Annotated in this window: 21 protein-coding genes; 11 read left to right on the top strand and 10 right to left on the bottom strand. The window is 71.9% G+C overall.

Translation table 11 applies throughout. The features are described 5' to 3' along the window. Nucleotides 1-80: 80 nt before the first annotated feature. The 4 genes from ABTW87_RS14310 to ABTW87_RS14295 all read left to right on the top strand — a co-directional run bounded on the left by ABTW87_RS14310 (nucleotide 81) and on the right by ABTW87_RS14295 (nucleotide 4,111). On the top strand, nucleotides 81-1,019 hold the full coding sequence (locus ABTW87_RS14310) for an ABC transporter permease (RefSeq protein ID WP_350651242.1): 939 nt from the start codon (nucleotides 81-83) through the stop codon (nucleotides 1,017-1,019). Between the two features lie 72 nt (nucleotides 1,020-1,091). After that, the gene (locus ABTW87_RS14305; protein WP_350651241.1) at nucleotides 1,092-2,060 is read left to right on the top strand and encodes an ABC transporter permease; all 969 of its coding nucleotides are present in this window, start codon (nucleotides 1,092-1,094) and stop codon (nucleotides 2,058-2,060) included. Between the two features lie 7 nt (nucleotides 2,061-2,067). After that, entirely contained in the window at nucleotides 2,068-3,105 is a 1,038-nt protein-coding gene (locus tag ABTW87_RS14300; RefSeq protein WP_350651240.1) for an ABC transporter ATP-binding protein, read from the top strand. Next, a complete protein-coding gene (locus ABTW87_RS14295) occupies nucleotides 3,089-4,111 on the top strand; it encodes an ABC transporter ATP-binding protein (RefSeq protein ID WP_350651239.1) in 1,023 nt (340 codons plus the stop codon). Before ABTW87_RS14300 ends, ABTW87_RS14295 begins: the two co-directional genes overlap by 17 nt. Nucleotides 4,112-4,166: 55 nt before the next feature. Here the strand turns inward: ABTW87_RS14295 and purH are convergent, their stop codons facing one another. Both purH and purN read right to left on the bottom strand, forming a co-directional pair. Next, the gene (gene purH / locus ABTW87_RS14290) at nucleotides 4,167-5,735 is read right to left on the bottom strand and encodes a bifunctional phosphoribosylaminoimidazolecarboxamide formyltransferase/IMP cyclohydrolase (protein WP_350651238.1); all 1,569 of its coding nucleotides are present in this window, start codon (nucleotides 5,733-5,735) and stop codon (nucleotides 4,167-4,169) included. Beyond that, nucleotides 5,732-6,352: a phosphoribosylglycinamide formyltransferase gene (purN, locus tag ABTW87_RS14285; protein ID WP_350651237.1), complete on the bottom strand. Its 621-nt coding sequence runs from the start codon at nucleotides 6,350-6,352 to the stop codon at nucleotides 5,732-5,734. Before purN ends, purH begins: the two co-directional genes overlap by 4 nt. Before the next feature lie 170 nt (nucleotides 6,353-6,522). Here purN and ABTW87_RS14280 point away from each other — a divergent pair, with 170 nt between their 5' ends. Together ABTW87_RS14280 and ABTW87_RS14275 are read left to right on the top strand one after the other, a co-directional pair. After that, on the top strand, nucleotides 6,523-6,810 hold the full coding sequence (locus tag ABTW87_RS14280) for a CD225/dispanin family protein (protein WP_350651236.1): 288 nt from the start codon (nucleotides 6,523-6,525) through the stop codon (nucleotides 6,808-6,810). An 11-nt stretch (nucleotides 6,811-6,821) separates the two neighbouring features. Further along, nucleotides 6,822-7,343, top strand: coding sequence for a DUF4190 domain-containing protein (locus ABTW87_RS14275; RefSeq protein WP_350651235.1), 522 nt, complete (start codon nucleotides 6,822-6,824; stop codon nucleotides 7,341-7,343). 58 nt (nucleotides 7,344-7,401) lie between these two features. Here ABTW87_RS14275 and ABTW87_RS14270 read toward each other — a convergent pair whose 3' ends face one another. Continuing rightward, the gene (locus tag ABTW87_RS14270) at nucleotides 7,402-8,676 is read right to left on the bottom strand and encodes a cell division protein PerM (RefSeq protein WP_350651234.1); all 1,275 of its coding nucleotides are present in this window, start codon (nucleotides 8,674-8,676) and stop codon (nucleotides 7,402-7,404) included. Between the two features lie 204 nt (nucleotides 8,677-8,880). Between ABTW87_RS14270 and ABTW87_RS14265 the strand changes: the two genes are divergently transcribed. Continuing rightward, on the top strand, nucleotides 8,881-9,153 hold the full coding sequence (locus ABTW87_RS14265; protein ID WP_502891580.1) for a DUF4190 domain-containing protein: 273 nt from the start codon (nucleotides 8,881-8,883) through the stop codon (nucleotides 9,151-9,153). A 54-nt stretch (nucleotides 9,154-9,207) separates the two neighbouring features. Here ABTW87_RS14265 and sucD read toward each other — a convergent pair whose 3' ends face one another. The 3 genes from sucD to icmB form a co-directional block, all read right to left on the bottom strand. Next, complete coding sequence (gene sucD, locus ABTW87_RS14260) at nucleotides 9,208-10,095, bottom strand: succinate--CoA ligase subunit alpha (protein WP_350651233.1); 888 nt, start codon at nucleotides 10,093-10,095, stop codon at nucleotides 9,208-9,210. A 3-nt stretch (nucleotides 10,096-10,098) separates the two neighbouring features. Further along, nucleotides 10,099-11,277, bottom strand: a complete 1,179-nt coding sequence (gene sucC / locus ABTW87_RS14255) for an ADP-forming succinate--CoA ligase subunit beta (RefSeq protein ID WP_350651232.1) — start codon at nucleotides 11,275-11,277, stop codon at nucleotides 10,099-10,101. 429 nt (nucleotides 11,278-11,706) lie between these two features. Beyond that, the gene (gene icmB / locus ABTW87_RS14250; protein ID WP_350651231.1) at nucleotides 11,707-12,111 is read right to left on the bottom strand and encodes a coenzyme B12-dependent isobutyryl CoA mutase small subunit; all 405 of its coding nucleotides are present in this window, start codon (nucleotides 12,109-12,111) and stop codon (nucleotides 11,707-11,709) included. A 422-nt stretch (nucleotides 12,112-12,533) separates the two neighbouring features. Here icmB and ABTW87_RS14245 point away from each other — a divergent pair, with 422 nt between their 5' ends. Further along, entirely contained in the window at nucleotides 12,534-13,244 is a 711-nt protein-coding gene (locus ABTW87_RS14245; protein ID WP_350651230.1) for a M23 family metallopeptidase, read from the top strand. Between the two features lie 273 nt (nucleotides 13,245-13,517). Further along, nucleotides 13,518-14,285 carry a peptidoglycan DD-metalloendopeptidase family protein gene (locus ABTW87_RS14240; protein ID WP_350651229.1) on the top strand — a complete coding sequence of 256 codons (768 nt, stop codon included), beginning with the start codon at nucleotides 13,518-13,520 and terminating at the stop codon, nucleotides 14,283-14,285. A gap of 55 nt (nucleotides 14,286-14,340) precedes the next feature. On the opposite strand, the gene ABTW87_RS14235 is transcribed toward ABTW87_RS14240, so the two are convergent. Continuing rightward, on the bottom strand, nucleotides 14,341-15,252 hold the full coding sequence (locus ABTW87_RS14235; protein WP_350651228.1) for an AraC family transcriptional regulator: 912 nt from the start codon (nucleotides 15,250-15,252) through the stop codon (nucleotides 14,341-14,343). Between the two features lie 83 nt (nucleotides 15,253-15,335). On the opposite strand from ABTW87_RS14235, the gene ABTW87_RS14230 reads away from it, so the two are divergent. Next, a complete protein-coding gene (locus ABTW87_RS14230) occupies nucleotides 15,336-16,307 on the top strand; it encodes an SDR family NAD(P)-dependent oxidoreductase (protein WP_350651227.1) in 972 nt (323 codons plus the stop codon). A gap of 2 nt (nucleotides 16,308-16,309) precedes the next feature. On the opposite strand, the gene pcrA is transcribed toward ABTW87_RS14230, so the two are convergent. Continuing rightward, nucleotides 16,310-18,706: a DNA helicase PcrA gene (gene pcrA, locus ABTW87_RS14225; RefSeq protein ID WP_350651226.1), complete on the bottom strand. Its 2,397-nt coding sequence runs from the start codon at nucleotides 18,704-18,706 to the stop codon at nucleotides 16,310-16,312. A 314-nt stretch (nucleotides 18,707-19,020) separates the two neighbouring features. Between pcrA and ABTW87_RS14220 the strand changes: the two genes are divergently transcribed. Beyond that, a complete protein-coding gene (locus tag ABTW87_RS14220) occupies nucleotides 19,021-19,359 on the top strand; it encodes a chorismate mutase (RefSeq protein ID WP_350651225.1) in 339 nt (112 codons plus the stop codon). Between the two features lie 158 nt (nucleotides 19,360-19,517). Here ABTW87_RS14220 and ABTW87_RS14215 read toward each other — a convergent pair whose 3' ends face one another. Beyond that, the gene (locus ABTW87_RS14215) at nucleotides 19,518-20,528 is read right to left on the bottom strand and encodes an ABC transporter ATP-binding protein (protein ID WP_350651224.1); all 1,011 of its coding nucleotides are present in this window, start codon (nucleotides 20,526-20,528) and stop codon (nucleotides 19,518-19,520) included. Continuing rightward, nucleotides 20,521-21,558: an ABC transporter ATP-binding protein gene (locus ABTW87_RS14210; RefSeq protein WP_350651223.1), complete on the bottom strand. Its 1,038-nt coding sequence runs from the start codon at nucleotides 21,556-21,558 to the stop codon at nucleotides 20,521-20,523. Before ABTW87_RS14210 ends, ABTW87_RS14215 begins: the two co-directional genes overlap by 8 nt. Nucleotides 21,559-21,560 lie beyond the last annotated feature (2 nt).

The following is a 21,560-nucleotide window of genomic DNA, read 5'->3' as shown; positions in this document are numbered from 1 at the left end:
ACGGCTTGACGGGTCGGGTCATCGGTAGAGGTGGCCCGACCCGCCTTCCTCTTCGCCCCTTTTCAGAGAGACTGCCTAGTATGTTCCGCTTCATTCTGCGGCGACTTCTCCAGATGGTCCTCGCGTTCTTCGGGACCACGCTGATCGTCTACGCGCTGATGTTCGCCGGTCAGGGCGATCCGATCCAGGCACTCGCCGGCGAACGCCCGGTCACCGCCGCTCAGCGGGCATACCTGACGGAGAAGTTCCACCTGGACAGGACCGGGATCGACGGCTTCTTCTACCGCTACTTCGACTACGTCGGGAACCTGCTCCAGGGCGACCTGGGCCAGTCCCTCACCGGACGGCAGATCGGCGACATCCTGGCCGCCGCGTGGCCGGTCACGATCAAGCTGGCCGTGATCGCCATGGCGGTCACCGTGCTCTTCGGCGTGACCGCCGGCGTCCTCGCCGGCATCCGGCGGGCCAGCATCTTCGACAACTCGACGTTGCTGCTGACCCTGCTGGTGCTGGGCATCCCGACGATCGTGCTGGCGCCGCTCGCGCAGTTCTTCTTCGGTGTGCGCTGGCAGCTCTTCCCACCCACCGCCGGCGCCGACCCCGACCTGTACGCGCTGCTGCTGCCCGGGATCGTCCTCGGCTCGCTCTCGCTCGCCACCGCCCTGCGGCTCACCCGGACCTCGGTGGCGGAGAACCTGCGCGCCGACTACGTCCGCACCGCCCGGTCCAAGGGACTGGTCAAGCGGCGGATCGTCGGGATCCACGTGCTGCGCAACTCACTCATCCCGGTGGTCACCTTCCTCGGCGTCGAGCTGGGCAACCTGATGAGCGGCGCGATCATCACCGAGGGCGTGTTCAACATCCCCGGCGTCGGCTTCAACCTCTTCCGTGGCATCCGCACCGAGGACGGCCCGCTGGTGGTGGGCATCGTCAGCGTCCTCGTCGTGGTCTACCTCGTCTCCAACCTGGTGGTGGACGTCCTGTACGCCGTACTCGACCCGAGGATTCGCTATGAGTGAGCGGAGCGAACGAATCGGCAACGCAGCGTGCTCGGTCGCTTGGGCCCGCGCCGAGTGGAGCGAGGTACGGGCATGAGTGACTTCGAGACTGTGGCGGCGTCGGAGGACCACAGCGCCCGGCGGGGTCCCTCCGGCGAACCCGGCGCACCCAACCAGGTCGGTGGCACCTCCGTCGCCGCCGGCCGGCCGCGCAGCCTCGCCGGTGACGCGTGGCGCGACCTGCGCCGCAAGCCGATCTTCTGGATCAGCCTGACGCTTGTCGTGCTGGTCACCGCGATGGCCGCCGTGCCCGGCCTGTTCACCGCCAACGACCCCACCGACTGCGTGCTCGCCCGGCAACACGCGGCGCCGTCGGGCGGGGCCCTCTTCGGCTACGACTTCCAGGGCTGCGACACGTACGCCCGGGCGGTGTACGGCACTCGCGCCTCGCTCCTGGTCGGCGCGCTCTCGGCAGTGCTCTCCGGTCTGATCGCGCTCACCGTCGGGATGCTCGCCGGCTACTTCGGCCGGTGGGTCGACGCGATCCTCTCCCGGGTGATCGACATCGTGCTCGGCATCCCGCTGCTGCTCGCCGCGATCGTGCTGCTCAAGCGGGTCGCCAGCGACAGCCCGTCGGTCCGCATCGCCGCGGTGATCTTCGTGCTGGCGGTGCTCGGCTGGACGACGACCGCCCGGGTGGTCCGCTCGTCGGTGATCACCGCGAAGGAGCAGGACTACGTCGCCGCCGCCCGGATGCTCGGCGCGAGCGACGCCCGGATCATGTGGCGGCACATCCTGCCCAACGCCCTCGCCCCGGCCATCGTGGTGTTGACCATCGCGCTCGGGTCGTTCATCGCCGCCGAGGCGACCCTCTCCTTCCTCGGCATCGGCTTGAGGGACCCGACCATCTCGTGGGGGCAGGACATCGACACCGGCCGCACCCACATGCGCGAATCGGCGATCCCGCTTGTCGTCCCGTCGACCTTCCTCGCGCTGACCGTGCTGGCGTTCATCATGCTCGGCGACGCGATCCGCGACGCCTTCGACCCGAAGCTGCGGTGAGACAACCATGAGCCAGTCCGCTGTCCACCCCACCCCCGCCTCCCCCACGCCCGAGGGCGGCCACCTGCTGGAGGTGCGCGACCTGCACGTCGAGTTCCGCACCAGCGAGGGCGTGGCGAAGGTGATCAACGGGGTCTCGTACCACCTGGACGCCGGAGAGACCCTCGCCGTGCTCGGCGAATCGGGCTCGGGCAAGTCGGTCACCGCGCAGGCGATCATGGGCATCCTCGACACACCGCCCGCCGTGATCCGCTCCGGCCAGATCCTCTACCAGGGGCGCGACCTGCTCACCCGGTCGGAGGAGCAGCGCCGGCAGGTGCGCGGCAAGGAGATCGCGATGATCTTCCAGGACGCGCTGTCCGCGTTGAACCCGACGTTCCCGGTCGGCTGGCAGATCGGCGAGACGCTACGCCAGCGCGCGGGGATGTCCCGGTCGGACGCCCGCCGCCGCGCCGTCGAGCTGATGGACCTGGTGAAGATCCCGGCCGCGGCCGACCGGCTCGGCGACTACCCGCACCAGTTCTCCGGCGGCATGCGGCAGCGCGTCATGATCGCCATGGCGCTGGCGATGAACCCGAAGGTCCTCATCGCCGACGAGCCCACCACGGCACTGGACGTCACCGTGCAGGCCCAGATCATGGACCTCCTCGCCGACCTGCGGCGGGACCTGGACATGGCGATGATCCTGATCACCCACGACCTCGGCGTGGTCGCCGGCGTCGCGGACCGGATCGCCGTCATGTACGCGGGTCGCATCGTCGAACACGCCGACGTGCGGTCGCTGTACAAGGCGCCCGCCCACCCGTACACGAAGGGGCTGCTGGAGTCGATCCCGCGGATGGACGTCCGCGGCCAGCAGCTCTCGACGATCCGCGGCCTGCCGCCGAACCTGATGCGGATCCCCTCCGGCTGCCCCTTCCACCCCCGGTGCCCGTACGTTCAGCAGGTCTGCGTGGACGTCGTTCCGCACGACCTGGTCCTCGGCGACGGCCGGACCAGCGCGTGTCACTTCGCGCAGGAGGTCCACGATGACAGCGCCCGCTAGCCCGACCAAGGTCCGCGGCGAGACCGTGCTCGCCGTCGAGGACCTGGTCAAGCACTTCCCGATCACCCGGGGCGTCGTCTTCCAGAAGCAGGTCGGTGCGGTCAAGGCCGTCGACGGGGTGAGCTTCGAGCTGCGCCGCGGCGAGACGCTCGGCATCGTCGGCGAGTCCGGCTGCGGCAAGTCCACCCTGGCCCGCCTGCTGATGCGACTGGAGACGCCGACCTCCGGCAGGGCGACGCTGGAGGGCCGGGACCTGTTCAAGGCCTCGGGCGCCGAGCTGCGCCGCCTGCGGCGCAACATGCAGATGGTGCTCCAGGACCCGTACACGTCGCTGAACCCGCGGATGACCGTCGGCGACATCATCGGCGAGCCGTTCGAGATCCACCCGGAGGCGGCGCCGAAGGGCAGCCGGCAGCGGCGGGTGCAGGAACTGCTGGACGTGGTCGGCCTGAACCCCGAGCACATCAACCGGTACCCGCACCAGTTCTCCGGCGGCCAGCGGCAGCGCATCGGCATCGCCCGCGCGCTCGCGCTGCGGCCCGAGGTCATCGTCTGCGACGAGCCGGTGTCCGCACTGGACGTGTCGATCCAGGCCCAGGTGATCAACCTGCTGGAACAGCTCCAGGACGAGCTCGGGCTCTCGTACATCTTCATCGCCCACGACCTGTCGGTGGTGCGGCACATCTCGGACCGGGTCGCGGTGATGTACCTGGGTCGGATCGTGGAGATCGGCACCGAGGACGAGATCTACGAGCGGGCCACGCACCCGTACACCCAGGCGCTGCTGTCGGCGGTGCCGGTGCCGGACCCGGAGCAGCGCGACACGCGGAACATGATCCGCCTGGTCGGCGACGTGCCGAGCCCGGCGAACCCACCGAGTGGCTGCCACTTCCGCACCCGCTGCTGGAAGGCGCAGGAGGTCTGCGCCCACGAGGACCCGGCGGCCGTACCCCGGGCCGCCGACCCGCACCCGTCCGCCTGCCACTTCGCCGAACTCCGCGCGTAAGGAAGGGCCCCTTCTTAACGCCTCGCGTTGTAGAAGGGGCCCCTCTTAACAAGAGTCAGTGGAAGAAGTGGCGGGTCCCGGTCAGGTACATGGTCACGCCGGCCTCCTTGCAGGCCGCGATGGTCTCCTCGTCCCGGATCGAGCCGCCGGGCTGCACGATCGCCCGCACACCCGCGTCGATGAGGATCTTCGGGCCGTCGGCGAACGGGAAGAACGCGTCGGAGGCGCACACCGCCCCGCGCGCCCGCTCGGCGCCGGCCCGCTCCACCGCCAGGCGGGCCGAGTCCACCCGGTTGACCTGGCCCATGCCGACGCCGACGGTCGCACCTTCCCTGGCGAGCAGGATCGCGTTGCTCTTCACCGCCCGGACCGCCCGCCAGGCGAAGGCGAGGTCGTGCAGGGTCGCCTCGTCGGCCGCCTCGCCGGTGGCCAGGCGCCAGGTCGCCGGGTCGTCGCCCGCGGCGTCGACCCGGTCCCGCATCTGCACCAGCACGCCGCCGGTGACCTGCCGCCACTCGGCCGGCAGCGGGGCGTACGCGGGTGCCCGCAGCAGCCGGATGTTCTTCTTCCCCTGGAGGATCTCGGCGGCCCCGGGCTCGAACTCCGGCGCGACGACCACCTCGGTGAAGATCTCCGCCACCTGCCCGGCCAGCTCCACGCTGACCGGGCGGTTCACGGCGATCACGCCGCCGAACGCGGACACCGGGTCGCATGCGTGCGCCTTGCGGTGCGCCTCGGCCACGTCCGCGCCGACCGCGATGCCGCACGGGTTCGCGTGCTTGATGATCGCCACCGCCGGCTGGTCGGCGAAGTCGTTCGCGGCCCGCCACGCGGCGTCGGCGTCGAGGTAGTTGTTGTACGACATCTCCTTGCCGTGCAGCTGCTCGGCCTGGGCGAGACCGGCCGGGCTGGACGGGTCGGCGTAGAGCGCGGCCGGCTGGTGCGGGTTCTCCCCGTACCGCAGCACCGCCTGCCGGCGCAGCGCCAGCCCGGCGAACTCCGGCCAGTCGGCGTCGGCGACCAGTTCCCGGGCGCACCACTCGGCGACCGCCACGTCGTAGTCGGCGATCGCCGCGAAGGCGCGGGCCGCCAGCACCTTGCGCTGCGCCAGCGTGCAACCGCCGGCCCGCACGGCCTCCACCAGCAACGGGTACGCGGACGGGTCGGTCACCACGGCGACGGAGGCGTGGTTCTTGGCGGCGGCCCGGACCATCGCGGGCCCGCCGATGTCGATCTGCTCGACGCACTCGTCCTGGCTCGCGCCGGACGCGACGGTCTCCTGGAACGGGTACAGGTTGGACACCAGCAGGTCGATGCCGGCGATGCCGTGCTCGGCCAGCTGCTCCGCGTGCGACTCCTTGCGCAGGTCGGCGAGGAGGCCCCCGTGGATCTTCGGGTGCAGCGTCTTGACCCGGCCGTCGAGGATCTCCGGGAAGCCGGTCACCGACTCCACCGCGGTCACCGGCACGCCGGCGCCGGCGATGGCGGCCGCGGTGCTCCCGGTCGAGACGATCTCCACGCCGGCGTCGTGCAACGCCCGGGCCAGTTCGACCAGACCGGCCTTGTCGTAGACGCTGACCAGCGCCCGCCGGATCGGGCGGCGCTCGTCCTGACTGGAACTCACGGGACCGTGACCTTTCTTCCGGTGATCGTCCAACCTTCGCGGACCAGGCGACCCACCTGCTCGACGAGCTGGCGCCGCTCGGCCTCCTTGATGCGCTCGGTGAGCGCCTCCTCGTCGTCGTCGTCGAGCACCGGCACGGCGACCTGCGCGACGATCGGGCCGGTGTCCATGCCGGCGTCGACGAAGAAGAGGGTGGCCCCGGTGATCTTCACGCCGTAGGCGAGCGCGTCGCGAGGCCCGTGGATGCCGGGGAACGCCGGCAGCAGGGTGTTGTGCGTATTGAGGTAGCGGTCGCCGAAGGCGGCGAGGAAGTGCGGGCCGACCAGCTTGAGGAACCCGGCGGAGATGACCAGGTCCGGCTTGTGCTCGGCGACCCGCGCGGTCAGCGCGGCGTCCCACTCCTCCCGGGTCGGGTGGTCCCTGACCCGCTCGACGAAGGTGGGCACCCCCACGGCCGCGGCCCGGTCCAGCCCGGCGATGCCGTCCCGGTCCGCGCCGACCGCGACCACCCGCGCCCCGTACGCCTCGTCGGCGCACGCGTCGAGCAGGGCCTGAAGGTTGCTGCCGGAGCCGGAGACGAGGACGACGATGCGGGCGACGGACGCGGGCTCGGTCACCGGACAACCCTATCGGGACGGTCGCCCAGCCCATCCGCTGGGCGGCACGCCGGTCACCCACGCCCGGACTGGCACGAACCGGGTACGCTGCCGCTCCGGCCGGCGAATGCCCGGCCCCACCCGTCAACGACCGACGCAGCGCGTCGCCCCCTTCGAGGAGTAGCGAAGAGATGCAGCCCGGATACCCGCCCCAGCCGCCCCGGATCGACAACAACATGACGATGTCGATCGTCGCCATCTTCCTGTTCTGGCCGCTCGCCATTCCGGCGATCATCAACGCCAGCAAGGTCAACACGCTGCTCCAGCAGGGCGACTACGCCGGCGCCCAGGCGGCGTCCGCCGAGTCCAAGAAGTGGTCCAAGTGGGCGCTCATCATCGGCCTCGTCCTGTGGGCCGTCAGCATCCTGTGCTGCATCGCCTCGTTCGCACTGAGCGCCAGCTCGACGAACACCCTCTGACCTGGAGCGCCGTGCAGCCCAACCCGGATCCGTACGGCCAGCATCCGTCGGACCCGACCGCACCGCCACCGCCGCCGCCGGCCGACCCGTACGCGTCGCCGTACGGGTCGGGACCCGGCCAGCCGTACGACCCGTACGCGCCGCAGCCCGATCCGTACGCCGGCCAGCCGTACCCGACGCCGCCCGGCCAGCCCTACGGCCCGCCGCCGGCACAGCCGTACCAGGATCCGTACGGCGGGACGCCGATGTACCCGAACGCCGGGCCCCCCTTCCCGCAGGGCCAGCAGAACACCCTCGGGTTGGTCGCCATGATCCTCGGGATCGCGTCCGTACCACTGGTCTGCTGTCACCTCGGCCTGCCGCTGGGCGTCGCCGCGGTCGTCACCGGGTGGCTCGGCAAGCAGAAGGCCGACCAGGGTCTCGCGGGCAACGGCGGCCAGGCGCTGGCCGGGCTCGTCTGCGGCGCGATCGGCGCGGTGCTGGGGTTGGGCTGGGGCGGTCTCGCGCTCGTCCGGTTCGTCTTCGGCGGCTGACCGGACCCGCGTCGGAACGCGCGAGGGGCGCCCGGATCCGTCCGGGCGCTCCGGCGCGTCAGGGGCGCGACAGCATCCGGGCGGCCGTGGCGCCGATCAGCACACCGACCGCGGTCACCGCGGTCGCCACCGCCGCAACCTGCCAGGGCACCGGCCCGACCTCGGCCAACCGGCCACCGCCCAGCGGCCCTCCCGAGGCTGCCGCGACGACACCCAGAAGCAGGCCCGCGACAGGGCCGGCGAGCACGGCCGGGCGCAGCAGCGGCGCCCAGCGCACCGGCGCCTTGTCGTCGGTGGCGAGCCGGAGCACCCGGCGGGCCAACAGCCAGCCCGCCACCATCGCCACGAGGACCGGCACCCCGAGCAGCACCGCGCCGAGCCCGTCCACCGGACCGCCGGGGAGGCCGGCCACCAGCGGTACGGCCGGTAGCGCACCCACCGACACCTCGCTGGTCCGTACGGCGGTGTCGGTGCCGACGGCGAACCCGGGGCCGAGCAGGTAGCTGGCCGACCAGACGGCGACGTTCGGGGCGTACGCCAGGCTGACCAGGGTGATGCCGGCCTGCCCGGCCACCCCGGTGCGGTACGCGCCGATCAGGTCTGCGGCGTCCCCGCCGCGGGTCGCCACCGCGAGGCCGGCCGCGCCGGCCCCCGCCGCCAGCAGCAGCAGTCCGGCGACCAGGCCGGCCCGGATCCCCTCCCGCACCGGCAGCGGCGCCCGCTCGGCGAGCACGTCGGTGACCCCGGTCGTACGCGCCGCACCGACCAGGGCGGCGAGCGCGCCGACCACCGCGAGGGTCAGACCCGCCCGCACCACGGACACGTCGGGCCCGCCGGCGGCGACCAGCAGCGCGGCGAGCACGCCGAGGATCGCGTACGCGACGCCGACCGCCCCGGCGGCGACGAGCGCCCGGCGCGGCGAGCGGCTGTCGCGGGCGCCGATGGCCCGGGTGGCGTGCACGCCGGCCCGGGCCAGCCGCCAGACGACGAGCAGGGTCAACGCCAGCGGCACCAGCCCGAGCGGGCCGGCGTCGGTCGCCAGCGGGACGCCGTGCCCGAGCAGCCAGCCGGCGAGCCCGGCGCGGATCGCGCCCGCCACCGTCGCCGTGCCCTCGCTGAGCTGGAAGAGCCAGAGCACCAACGCCACCGGCAGCCACGAGGTGATCGCGGCCCCGACCGCGGCGACCCCGGCGGCGACGGCGAGCGGCGGGCGGCGACGCACCGGCTCGCCCGCGCGCGGCGCGGGGACCCGTCGTGCCGGCCCGGGTCGCCCGGGCGGGCGTGCGCCCGCCGCCGCGGGACGGCTGGGCTGATCGGGGGTGACGAACGACATCGGGTCTACTCTGGCACGCCGCACCGGCGACGGCAGGCCGATAAGCCCCCCGGGCGGCGGCGAGTTCCGTGATCCACCGTCTCCCACCTCCGATCCGGTCTAGCCTCGGCCACAGGACGCGACCGCGGCCGGCTGACGTTAAGAAGGGACCCTTCCGCTACCGGAGGCGTTAACAGGGGGCCCTTCCTTACCCGTGGAGGCACCGTGAACGCTCCCTATCCACCGCCTCCGCCGCCGCCGGGAGCGGCCGGCGGCGGCCAGGACCGGACGATGCTGTGGGGCGTGCTCGGCATCATCCTCGGCCTGCTGTGCTGCGGCCTCCTGGGCATCATCTTCGGCTACCTGTCGATCCGCGACGCCAAGCGGTACGGCCAGTCCCCGGTGCTCGGCTGGCTGGCCATCGCGTTCGGCGTGCTGAACATCGTCGGGAGCGCGTTCCTGCGGGCGAGCGGCAACTACCCGTTCTGGAACGACTGACGGCGAGGGGGCCGACCGCAAGCGGTCGGCCCCCTCGGTACGTCCCGGAGCGGTTCAGCCCGCGGACATGATCTCCCGCATCAGCTTGGCCGTCTCGGTCGGGGTCTTGCCGACCTTGACACCGACCGCCTCCAGCGCCGACTTCTTCGCCTCGGCGGTGCCGGCCGAGCCGGAGATGATCGCGCCGGCGTGACCCATCGTCTTGCCGGGCGGCGCGGTGAAGCCGGCGATGTAGCCGACCACCGGCTTGGTGACGTTCGCCTTGATGAACTCGGCGGCCCGCTCCTCGGCGTCGCCGCCGATCTCACCGATCATGACGATCGCGTCGGTGTCCGGGTCGGCCTCGAACGCGGCGAGCGCGTCGATGTGGGTGGTGCCGATGATCGGGTCACCGCCGATGCCGACGCAGGTGGAGAAGCCGATGTCGCGCAGCTCGTACATCATCTGGTAGGTCAGCGTGCCGCTCTTGCTGACCAGGCCGATGCGGCCGGTGCCGGTGATGTCGGCCGGGATGATGCCGGCGTTGGAGGCGCCCGGCGAGGCGATGCCGGGGCAGTTCGGCCCGATGATCCGGGTCCGCTCCCCCTGCGCCACGTTGTACGCCCAGAAGGCGGCGGTGTCGTGCACCGGCACGCCCTCGGTGATCACCACGGCCAGCGGGATGCCGGCGTCGATCGCCTCGATCACCGCGCCCTTGGTGAACTGCGGCGGCACGAAGATGACCGTCACGTCGGCGCCGGTCTCCTTCATGGCGTCCGCGACGCTCGCGAAGACCGGCAGTTCGGTGCCGTCGAAGTCGACAGTGGTGCCCGCCTTCCGCGGGTTCACGCCACCGACGACGTTCGTGCCCGCGGCCAGCATCCGGCGGGTGTGCTTGGAACCCTCGGAACCGGTCATCCCCTGGACGATGACCTTCGAGTCCTTGGTCAGCCAGATAGCCATGTGTCAGACCCCCGCAGCGGCCAGCTCGGCGGCCCGCTCGGCCGCGCCGTCCATCGTGTCGACCCGCTGGATCAGCGGGTTGTTCGCGCCGTCGAGGATCGCCCGACCGGCCTCGGCGTTGTTGCCGTCCAGGCGGACGACCAGCGGCTTGGTGACCTTCTCGCCACGCTGCTCGAGCAGGGCGAGCGCCTGCACGATGCCGTTGGCGACCGCGTCGCAGGCGGTGATGCCGCCGAAGACGTTCACGAAGACGCTCTTCACCGACGGGTCGGAGAGCACGATCTCCAGGCCGTTCGCCATCACCGCGGCGCTCGCGCCGCCGCCGATGTCGAGGAAGTTGGCCGGCTTGACGCCGCCGTGCCGCTCCCCGGCGTACGCGACCACGTCGAGAGTCGACATGACCAGACCCGCGCCGTTGCCGATGATGCCGACCTCGCCGTCGAGCTTGACGTAGTTGAGGTCCTTCTCCTTGGCGGCCTGCTCCAGCGGGTCCACGGCGGCCTGGTCGACGAGCGCCTCGTGGTCCGGGTGCCGGAACCCGGCGTTCTCGTCGAGGCTGACCTTGGCGTCGAGCAGCAGCAGCTTGCCGTCGCCGGTCTTGGCCAGCGGGTTCACCTCGACAAGCGTCGCGTCCTCGGCGACGAAGGCCTGCCACAGGCCCACCGCGACCTCGACGACCTGCTCGGCCACCTCGGCGGGGAAGCCGGCGGCGGAGACGATCTCGCGCGCCTTGGCCTCGTCGACACCGGTGTTCGCGTCGATCGGGGCCTTGACGACCTTCTCCGGGGTCTCGGCGGCCACCTGCTCGATGTCCATGCCGCCGGCGACGCTGGCAATGCAGAGGAAGGTGCGGTTCGCCCGGTCCAGAAGGTAGGAGAAGTAGTACTCCTCGGCCACGTCCGCGGTCACGGTGATCATGACCTTGTGGACGGTGTGGCCCTTGATGTCCATGCCGAGGATGTCGGTGGCCCGGGCCACCGTCTCCTCCGCGCCCTCGGCCAGCTTCACACCGCCGGCCTTGCCGCGGCCGCCGACCTTCACCTGCGCCTTGACGACCACCCGACCGCCGAGGCGTTCGGCGATCGCGCGGGCCTCCTCCGGGGTCGTGGCGACGCCGCCGGCCAGCACGGGCAACCCGTGCCGCTCGAACAGGTCCCGCCCCTGGTACTCGTACAGGTCCACGATTGCGCGTCCCGTCCCGTCTCCGCGGCGCGCCGTCGCGCCGCCACCAGCGTTATGGAAAACAGTTTGACGCCTGTCATCAGTTGAAGCAGGCCGTTGGGCGCAGCCTAGCGAGGTCGGCACCGCCGGCAACCGAGCGGGTGCGCGGTGTGCGGTAATGCACAACCGGCGGGTCGGGACCCGGCCGTCCGGCGGCCGTCAGCCTTCCGGGCGATGTTCAGAGGGGCGCGTAACCACCGGGAAGGGGCGTCGTTGAGTCAGGTGTCGGCGCGCTGGTTCGGCGCGGCGGCGGGAGACGGCCGATGCCCTGTCGGTCGAGGGGTGGCGGCGGGGCATCGTGCATAGAGGGGCCGGACGTGTGAGGGGTGCGTCCGGCCCCTCCCCCTGTCCGGGACCGCCCCGCCGGCTCCCCGCAGCCGGGGAAGCGGGTCAGCCGACGGGCTGCGCGACGTTCTGCCGGACCCACTCCACGATCGACTGCGTGGTGGCACCCGGCGTGAAGATCTTGGCGACGCCGATCTTCTCCAGCTCGGGGATGTCGGCGTCCGGGATGATGCCGCCGCCGAACACGACGATGTCCCGGGCGTCCCGCTCGGCGAGCAGTTCGAGGACCCGGCGGAAGAGCGTCATGTGCGCCCCGGAGAGGACGGAGAGCCCGACGGCGTCGGCGTCCTCCTGGATCGCGGTCTCCACGATCTGCTCCGGGGTCTGGTGCAGACCGGTGTAGATGACCTCCATGCCGGCGTCCCGGAGGGCACGCGCGACAACCTTGGCGCCGCGGTCGTGGCCGTCCAGGCCCGGCTTGGCGACGACGACCCGAACACGAGAGCTCATCTGCGCATCCCTTTCACCGGCTCCGCGGCTTCACCTGAACGAACGGTAACCCGCCCGGCCCGGGCCCGGAAATCCGGGCCGCGTCACACTCCACGGAGGGAGGACGCCGTGCGTGGTGACGCGATGACGGAAACGGTCTCGGTCGTCAAGCCGGACGACTCCGCCGTTCGGTCACGGTGCGCGACGAACGGTCGATATCGGGGGCACTTCCACCGGGCCACGAGGCATGACAATCAGGTACGCAATCGGACAGAACGCAACACCAATTCGGCGATGCGGCTTGTGACGGACGTGGCAGTTGGCTAACGTGTCCACGGTTGTCATCAGGTCCATGGACGGGTGGCGACGCGGTCAGCGGACGTTCATCGCAGCGTCACAAACGCCCGGGGACCGCTTCGATACCCCGACAACGGAGGGTGTGCGTGCGCCAGCGCCTGTCGTCTGAGCCCGATCGATATCGCGGCCGCCGTCGCGTACCCACCCCGCCGCGGAGCCGCTACGCCGCCGTCGTCACCACCGCGTTCGTCGGTGCCGGCGGGGTCGCACTCCTGGCCGGCGCCCTGCCGGACGCCAAGAGCGTCAACCCGTCGGTCCTCGACGAGTTGAAGGCCGCGTCCACGCTCAGCCAGGACGCCGCCGACCGTGCCAACGCCGGCGAGCGCGCGTCGCGCGGAGACGAGCGCGGCGTCGCCGACGCCGAGTCCGAGGTCTGGCTGCTCCCCCTCCAGGGTTACGACTTCAACTCCCCGTACGGCGTGCGCTGGGGCAAGCTGCACACCGGCGTCGACCTGGTCGCCCCGGAGGGCACTCCCTACGTCGCCATCCACGACGGCACGGTGGAGAAGGCCGGCTGGTTCGGCGGCTACGGCTACACGGTGATCGTCCGCCACGCCGACGGCAGCGAGGCGATCTACGGCCACTCCTCGGCGGTGACCGTGAAGGAGGGCCAGCAGGTCAAGGCCGGCGACCAGCTCGGCCTGGTCGGCAACACCGGCCACTCGTACGGCTCCCACCTGCACCTGGAGATCCATGTCAAGGGCGAACCGCTCGACCCGGTGCCCTGGCTGATGGAGCGCGGAGTGGACATCAAGCTGCAAGTCGAGACGTACTACAACGAGGTAGCCGCCTCCTGACGTTGGGTAACGCCCGTTGACCGCCCGGATCGCACGATCCGGGCGGTTTTCGTTTGCCGTCTGGCCAACAAAGTGACCCGGACCACACCGGGGATTGTGAGCGGACCCACAGCCGGCCGTGATCACTTATGCCGCCAAAGGCGGACGAAGGAGGGCATAGCGCCCGGGACCACATCGGACCCGTCCCGGCCGGCAGGTCCCCCGTACCCGCTCTGACCTGCGCCGACACCACTATTTCCAGGTCACGTGCCCCTCGATCAGTGAAGGTCCGTAGTGCAGGACGACAGCTTCATCCCGAACGAGAACATCGCACCCGTCCGGCACCGGCGGCGGGCCAGCACCCGTACCCGGCTGCTGGTGACCGCCGCGGTCGCGGTGGCCGGGCTCGGCCTCGGCGGCGTCGCGGTCGCCGCCGCCGGAACCGACGACGACGGAACCCCACCGGCCGCCGCCGAGTTCGACGCCCAGGCGCGCGCCGAGGCCGCCAGCCGGGCCGACCGCTCCGCCCGCGACTCGGCCACCCCCACTCCCGCCAGCCCGAGCCCCAGCGTGTCGGCGAGCCCCACCGCGAAGCCCACGGCCAGCGCCAAGCCGAAGGCGACGACCAAGCCGAAGCCGAAGAAGACCACCAAGCCGAAGCCGACCTGGGTGAACCCGATGAAGGGCGCGACGATCACGTCCTGCTACGGCCCCCGCTGGGGCGTGCTGCACGCCGGCATCGACTTCGCCATGCCCGCCGGCACCCCGGTCCGCGCCGCCTTCGGCGGCACCGTGGAGAAGGCCGGTGACGTCGGCGACGGGTACGGCATCTCGGTCGTGGTCAACCACGGCAACGGATACCTGACCCACTACGCGCACCTGAGCACCGCCAAGGTGGGCGTGGGCGACAAGGTCGCCGCCGGCGAGACCATCGGCCTGGAGGGCTCCACCGGTGACTCCACCGGCCCGCACCTGCACTTCGAGGTGCACCAGGGGCAGCTGTGGAACCAGATCGACCCGGCGCCGTTCCTGCGCGCCCGGGGCATCGACGTGGCCTGCTGACGCCCCGGTACGGCGGGTCCGCCGACGGACGGTGCGGCGGCCTGCCGCCCGCGAGTCAGCCCGTCGGGGCGGCTCGGCGGCGGTACGCGCGCGGCGACAGGCCGGTGGTGCGTTTGAACGCCACGCTCAGCGCGCTCTCCGAGCCGTACCCGACTGCCCGGGCGATGCTGGACAGCGTGTCGTCGCCCCGGCGGACCCGGTCGGCGGCGAGTTCGATCCGCCAGCGGGTGAGGTACTCCAGCGGGCCCTGGCCCACGACCTCCCGGAACCGGGCGGCCAGCGTGGACCGGGAGACCGCCGCGACCCGGGCCAGCTCGGCCACGGTCCAGGGGTGGGCCGGGCGGGCGTGCATCGCCCGCAGCGCGGGGGCGAGCACCGGATCGGCCAGGCCGGCCAGCCAGCCGACGCCGCCGCCCCGGGCGAGGTGCAGGCGCAGGATCCGGATCAGCATGACCAGGGCGAGGTGCTCGGCGACCAGCGTGCCACCCAGCGGCACCGCCCGCAGCTCGCTGTCGATCTCGCTGATCGCCCAGCGCACCGTCGCGGCTTCCGGCGTCGTGGCGGGCACGTGGATGACCGGCGGCAGGCCGTCCAGCAGCAGGGCGCGGGCGCGCTCGGTGAAGGTGAACGCGCCGCCGATGAGGAACACGTCGTCGCCGGCCCCGGCCCGGGCCACCCCGTCGACGGCCGCCGTGAAGATGGGCCCGGCCGGTACGGGCGGCGTGTCCGGATCGCTGGCCAGGGTGAAGGCCAGGGGGCGGGTCAGCAGGAAGCAGTCGCCCTCGGCCAGGTCGACCGGCTCGGGCACGCCGTCCACGCGCAGCAGGCAACTGCCGCGTCGGACAGCGTTGAACTTGACGCCGGCCGGCGGGTCGAAGCGGAGCGCCCAGCGACCGCCGGCCGCCATGGCCGTGGACAGGCGGCTGGTCGCGCCGACGAGCGCGAGCACGTCCTCCAACGGATCCACAGCCCTCCCCCTTGGACGCCTACTGAAGAATGCCGGACTCCAGATTACGGAAAGTCCAGGGCAACCGCTATAGCGTGAGGGTCATGACAGACCGCAGCCGCGTCAGCACCCCGTTCACCGCCCGCGCCACCGCCGCCGAGGTCCTCGACGGCGTCGACCTCACCGGTCGCCGGATGATCGTCACCGGCGGCGCCTCCGGCATCGGCGCGGAGACCGTACGGGCCCTGGCCGGGGCCGGGGCCGAGCTCACCGTGGCCACCCGCGACCCGGCGAGCGCCGACGCCCTGGTCGCGGAGTTCGCCGCACCCGGCCCCGGCACCGTACGGGCCGCCGCCCTCGACCTGGCCGACCTCGCCTCGGTCGACGCCTTCGTCGCCGCCTGGACCGGGCCGCTGCACGCGCTGGTCGCCAACGCCGGGATCATGGCGCTCCCGACCCGGCAGCTCACCGCTGAGGGCTGGGAACTTCAGCTCGGCACCAACTACCTCGGCCACTTCGCGCTCGCCAGTGGGCTGCACCCCAACCTGCGCGCCGCCGGAACCGCCCGGGTGGTGGTCGTCAGCTCCGGAGCACACCTGGCGGAGGCGTTCGACTTCGACGACCCGCAGTTCGAGCGGCAGCCGTACGACCCGTGGTCGGCGTACGGCCGGTCGAAGACCGCTGACGTCCTGCTCGCCGTTGGCATCGCCCGGCGCTGGGCCGCCGACGGCGTCACCGCCAACGCGCTCAACCCCGGCTACATCAACACCAACCTGCAGCGTCACCTGGACGACGACGCCTTGCGGGCGTTCGGAGTGCTGGACGAGGCGGGCAACCGCATCGACCTGCCGTACTACAAGACGCCCGCCCAGGGCGCCGCCACCACCGTGCTGCTGGCGGCGTCGCCACTGGTCGAGGGGGTCACCGGTCGGTACTTCGAGGACAACCAGGAGCTCGAGGTGGTGGCCGGGCCGGACGCCACCGGCGGGGTCGGCGCGCACGCGGTCGACCCGGCCGCCGCCGATCGCCTCTGGGCGTACGCGGCACAGGCCCTGGCGTCGCGCGACCGCGGCTGATCTCAGAGCTTGTCGATCGGGGCGTGCCGCAGGACCAGCCACATGGTCTGGTCGCCGAAGTTGATCTGAGCCCGGGCGCCCGGCCCGTGCCCCTCCACGGCGAGCACCCGGCCCAGCCCGTACCGCTGGTGGTTGACCCGGTCCCCGACCGCCACCTTGGGTGCCTGCGGCAGCTCGCTGGCGGTGGCCAACCGGCTGCCGTCGACGCCGAGCCGGCGGGCGAGCTGCGCCGCCTTCGGCGTACCACCGGTGAAGCCGCCGCGCCCGCGGTCGGCCCGGTCCGCGCGGCCGCCCACGCCACCACCGCCGCCGGCCCACGACGTGTACGAGCCCTCGGTGCGCTCCCAGCGCACCAGCTCCGTGGGCAGCTCCTCCAGGAAGCGGGACGGCGCGTTGTAGGCCGGTTGTCCCCACGCCGAGCGGGTCACCGCCCGGGACAGGTAGAGGCGCTGCCGGGCCCGCGTGATCCCCACGTAGGCCAGGCGCCGCTCCTCCTCCAGCTCGTGGTTGTCGCCGAACGTGCGGGCGTGCGGAAAGACGCCGTCCTCCATGCCGGTCAGGAACACCACCGGGAACTCCAGGCCCTTGGCGGTGTGCAGGGTCATCAGCGTGACCACGCCCTGGTGCTCGGGATCGTCGCTGGGCACCTGGTCGGCGTCGGCCACAAGCGCGACCTGCTCCAGGAAGCCGGCGAGGGTCGCCCGCTCCCCCTCGGCGCCCAGCGCCTCGACCCGCTCCGTGTACTCCCGGGCGACGCTGACCAGCTCCTGGAGGTTGTCGACCCGGCCGGCGTCCTGCGGATCGAGGCTCTCCTCCAGCTCGGCCAGGTAGCCCGAGCGGGTCAGCAACGCCTCCAGGACCTCCTCCGGGGTACCGGTCTCGGCCAGCTCCCGGGCACCGTCGAGCAGCGCGACGAACTCGGCGATGCCGTTGGCGGCCCGGGTGGAGATCCCCGGCGCGTCCTTGGCGCGACGCAGGGCCGCCCCGAACGAGATCCGGTCCCGGCCGGCGAGCGCCTCGACGCACGCCTCGGCCCGTTCGCCGATACCCCGGCGGGGGGTGTTCAGGATCCGGCGGAGGCTGACCGTGTCGTCGTCGTTGACCACCGCCCGCAGGTACGCGAGGGCGTCGCGGACCTCCTTGCGCTCGTAGAAGCGCACCCCGCCGACCACCTTGTACGGCAGGCCGACCCGGATGAACACCTCCTCGAAGACCCGGGACTGGGCGTTGGTGCGGTAGAAGACGGCCACGTCCCCGGGACGGGTGTCGCCCTCGTCGACCAGCCGGTCGATCTCCCGGGCCACCCAGTCCGCCTCGGCGTGCTCGGTGTCGGCGACGTAGCCCACGATCGGGTCGCCGGACCCGGCCTCGCTCCACAACCGCTTCGGCTTGCGCGACGTGTTGCGGTCGATGACGGCGTTTGCCGCGTTCAGGATGGTCTGGGTGGAGCGGTAGTTCTGCTCCAGCAGGATCGTCCGGGCGTCGGTGAAGTCCCGCTCGAACTCCAGGATGTTGCGGATGGTCGCGCCGCGGAACGCGTAGATCGACTGGTCCGCGTCGCCCACCACGCACAGCTCGGCCGGGTCGAGCCCCGGGGTGCCCGACACCAACTCCTTGATCAGCACGTACTGCGCGTGGTTGGTGTCCTGGTACTCGTCGACAAGCACGTGCCGGAAGCGGCGGCGGTAGGTCTCCGCGACGTGCGGGTGCGACTGGAGCAGGTGCACCGTCGTCATGATCAGGTCGTCGAAGTCCAGCGCGTGGGCCTCCCGGAGCCTCCGCTGGTACAGCGTGTACGCCTCGGCGAGCGCCCGCTCGTTCGGCCCCTTGGCGCGGGCGGCGAACGCCTCCGGGTCGACCAGCTCGTTCTTCAGGTTGGAGACCTGCGCGGCCAGCCCGCGCGCCGGGTAGCGCTTGGGGTCGAGGTCCAGCTCGCGGGCGACCAGCTGCATGAGGCGGCGCGAGTCGTCCGCGTCGTAGATGGAGAAGGTCGACTTGAGGCCGGCGTGCTCGTGCTCGGCCCGCAGGATGCGGACGCAGGCGGAGTGGAACGTCGACACCCACATCAGCCGGGCGCGCGGCCCGACCAGCTGGGCCACCCGGTCCTTCATCTCACCGGCGGCCTTGTTCGTGAAGGTGATCGCGATGATCTCGCCGGGATGCACGTCGCGTGCCGCGAGCAGGTAGGCGATCCGGTGGGTGAGCACCCGGGTCTTGCCCGACCCGGCGCCGGCGACGATGAGCAGCGGCGACCCGGCGTGGGTGACCGCGTCCCGCTGCGGGCCGTTCAGCCCGTCGAGCAGCGCCTGCGGGTCGAGGCGCGCGGCGGCGGGCCGGCGCGGCGGGGCAGGCTCGGACGGCGCGGGCGAGGACACGGGGATGTCGAAGAGAGGATGCATCGCACGGCGAGTCTATGCCGCCACCCCGACGAATCCCGCCACGCACGGCTGAGGTGTAAGGAAGGGCCCCTTCTTAACGCCCTCGGTAGTAGAAGGGTCCCTTGTTAACAGCTTTCCTTGCGCCGGTCCCGGCACCCACGGCATACTCGACGGCGTGTTCGGTCAGCGCTTCTACTTTTACTACGGCTCCGGGAGTCCGGCAGCCGTAGGTCGCGCCTGATCAACCAGACCTACGAAAGCCCCGGGCTCGGAGAGCCCGGGGCTTTCTCGTCCCGGGATCCGGGCACCGGGCCCGACACCCGAGGGGTACGGCGATGATGACAGACGTGGCGGAGCAGAACGGGAGTTCGTCCGGAGCGGGCGGGGCGGGCGATTCCGTCGATCCCCGCACCGGCACACGGGAGCCGTTGGCCGCCGCCCGGATCGCGGAGATCCGGCAGCGGATCGACGAGATCGACCGGTCGCTGATCGAGCTCTGGCAGGAGCGGGCCCAGCTCTCCCAGCAGATCGGCGCGACCCGGATGGCGTCCGGCGGCACCCGGCTGGTGCTCTCCCGCGAGCAGGAGATCCTGGAGCGGTTCCGGGCCGCGCTCGGCGCGGACGGCACCCAGTTCGCCCTGCTGCTGCTCCGCGCCGGCCGCGGCCCGCTCTGAGCCGCTGAACGCCCCGGCCGGACCGGTCGGGACGGGGTGCCCGGGCACGTACAGGACCGGGGCGCCAGCCGTGGTGCGGCCGGCGCCCCGGATCACTGAGGAGGCACTACCTTCACCGCCGGTCCGGTCAGGGTAGCCGGGCGACGGCGTCTCCGCGGCTACTCGTGCGCGTGCACCACGTCGCGTACCTCAGCGAAGTGGCAGGCGCTCGGGTGCGCCGACTTCTCCCGCACGGCCAGGGCCGGCTCCTGCTGGGCGCAGATGTCCTGGGCCTTCCAGCACCGGGTACGGAACCGGCAGCCGGACGGCGGGTTGGCCGGCGACGGGACGTCACCGGTCAGGACGATCTGGTCCCGCAGGCCGCGCAGCTTCGGGTCCGGCACCGGCACCGCCGACAGCAGCGCCTGGGTGTACGGGTGGGTCGGGTTGTCGTAGATCTGGTCCTCGTTGCCGATCTCGACGATCTTGCCGAGGTACATCACCGCGACCCGGTCGGCGATGTGCCGGACGACGGACAGGTCGTGGGCGATGAAGATGTACGACAGGCCCAGCTCCTTCTGGAGCTTCTCCAGCAGGTTGATCACCTGCGCCTGGATCGACACGTCCAGAGCGGAGACCGGCTCGTCGCACAGGATGATCTCCGGGTTGAGCGCGAGCGCACGGGCGATGCCGATGCGCTGGCGCTGGCCGCCGGAGAACTGGTGCGGGTACCGGTTGATGTGGTCGGGGTTGAGACCGACCAGCTCCAGCAGCTCCTGGACCCGGGCTCGCCGCCTCGACTTCGGCAGCACGTCGGGGTGCACCTCGAAGGGCTCACCGACGATGTCACCGACCGTCATCCGCGGGTTGAGCGAGGTGTACGGGTCCTGCATGACCAGCTGGATGTTGCGCCGGCCGCGGCGCCGCTCGGTGGCGCTGACCCGGGACATGTTCCGGCCCTGGACGAACAGGTCACCGGAGGTGGGGGTCTCCAGGCCCACCAGCATCCGGGCCAGGGTGGACTTGCCGCAGCCGGACTCGCCGACGACCCCGAGCGTCTCACCCCGGCGCAGCTGCAGGTTGATCCCGTCGACCGCCCGGACCGCGCCGATCTGCTTCTTGAAGAGGATCCCCTGGGTCAGCGGGAAGTGCTTCACCAGATCGCGGGTCTCCAGCACGATGTCAGACATCGGCCTTGACCTCCTTCCAGAAGTGGCAGGCGGCGGTCCGGTAGGGCGACACCTGGTACAGCGGCGGCGGCGGGTCCTGACGGCAGACGTCCTGGGCGTACCGGCACCGCGGGTTGAACGCACAACCCTTTGGGATGTTGGTCAGAGCCGGCGGCAGCCCCTTGATGGCGGCGAGCTCCTGGCCCTTGAGGTCGAGGCGCGGGATCGACTCCAGCAGCCCCTTGGTGTACGGGTGGGCGGGGGTCTCGTAGATGTCCCCGACCGGGGCCTCCTCGATGACCCGGCCGGCGTACATCACCGAGATCCGGTCCGCCACGTCGGCGACCACGCCCATGTCGTGTGTGATCAGCAGCAGGCTCATGTTCCGCTCGCGCTGGAGCTCGGCGAGCAGCGCCATGATCTGGGCCTGCACGGTGACGTCCAGCGCGGTGGTCGGCTCGTCGGCGATCAGCACCTCCGGGTCGAGCGCGAGCGCCATCGCGATCATGACGCGCTGGCGCATGCCGCCGGAGAACTGGTGCGGGTAGTCGTTCACCCGCTGCTTCGCCGCCGGGATCCGGACCAGGTCGAGCAGCTCGACGGCGCGCGCCTTGCCCTCGGCCCGGGACATGCCCCGGTGCTTGCGGAACAGCTCACCGAGCTGGAAGCCGACCGTGAAGACCGGGTTCAGCGCGGAGAGGGCGTCCTGGAAGATCATCGCGATCCGGTTGGCCCGGACCTTGCGCCGCTGCGCCTCCGGCAGTTTGAGCAGGTCGACGCCGCGATAGAGGATCTGGCCGCCGGTGACGAACCCGGGCGGGCTGTCCAGGATGCCCATGATCGCCTGGGCGGTGACGCTCTTGCCGCAGCCGGACTCGCCGAGGATCGCCCGGGTCTCGCCCGGCCGCAGGTCGAAGCTCACGCCGTTGACCGCGCGGGCGGTGCCGATGCGGGTGCGGAACTCGACGTGGAGGTCCTTGACCTGAAGCGGCATGGCATTCGGGTCGAGGCCCGGCAGGGCGTCCAGTTTGACGTTCACATCAGTGCTCATGG

Origin of the sequence: Micromonospora sp. NPDC126480 (assembly GCF_040302465.1) — a bacterium.
GTDB lineage: Bacteria > Actinomycetota > Actinomycetes > Mycobacteriales > Micromonosporaceae > Micromonospora.
Note: the sequence above shows the minus strand (reverse complement) of the source record. Positions and strands in the feature narration are given on the sequence as shown.

Coding starts and splice junctions, on each gene's coding strand:
- ABTW87_RS14220 (WP_350651225.1), top strand. CDS start 19,021: ATGATGACAGACGTGGCGGAGCAGAACGGGAGTTCGTCCGGAGCGGGC.
- ABTW87_RS14280 (WP_350651236.1), top strand. CDS start 6,523: ATGCAGCCCGGATACCCGCCCCAGCCGCCCCGGATCGACAACAACATG.
- ABTW87_RS14210 (WP_350651223.1), bottom strand. CDS start 21,558: ATGAGCACTGATGTGAACGTCAAACTGGACGCCCTGCCGGGCCTCGAC.
- sucD (WP_350651233.1), bottom strand. CDS start 10,095: ATGGCTATCTGGCTGACCAAGGACTCGAAGGTCATCGTCCAGGGGATG.
- ABTW87_RS14305 (WP_350651241.1), top strand. CDS start 1,092: ATGAGTGACTTCGAGACTGTGGCGGCGTCGGAGGACCACAGCGCCCGG.
- ABTW87_RS14295 (WP_350651239.1), top strand. CDS start 3,089: ATGACAGCGCCCGCTAGCCCGACCAAGGTCCGCGGCGAGACCGTGCTC.
- ABTW87_RS14300 (WP_350651240.1), top strand. CDS start 2,068: ATGAGCCAGTCCGCTGTCCACCCCACCCCCGCCTCCCCCACGCCCGAG.
- icmB (WP_350651231.1), bottom strand. CDS start 12,111: ATGAGCTCTCGTGTTCGGGTCGTCGTCGCCAAGCCGGGCCTGGACGGC.
- ABTW87_RS14270 (WP_350651234.1), bottom strand. CDS start 8,676: ATGTCGTTCGTCACCCCCGATCAGCCCAGCCGTCCCGCGGCGGCGGGC.
- pcrA (WP_350651226.1), bottom strand. CDS start 18,706: ATGCATCCTCTCTTCGACATCCCCGTGTCCTCGCCCGCGCCGTCCGAG.
- ABTW87_RS14310 (WP_350651242.1), top strand. CDS start 81: ATGTTCCGCTTCATTCTGCGGCGACTTCTCCAGATGGTCCTCGCGTTC.
- ABTW87_RS14215 (WP_350651224.1), bottom strand. CDS start 20,528: ATGTCTGACATCGTGCTGGAGACCCGCGATCTGGTGAAGCACTTCCCG.
- ABTW87_RS14230 (WP_350651227.1), top strand. CDS start 15,336: ATGACAGACCGCAGCCGCGTCAGCACCCCGTTCACCGCCCGCGCCACC.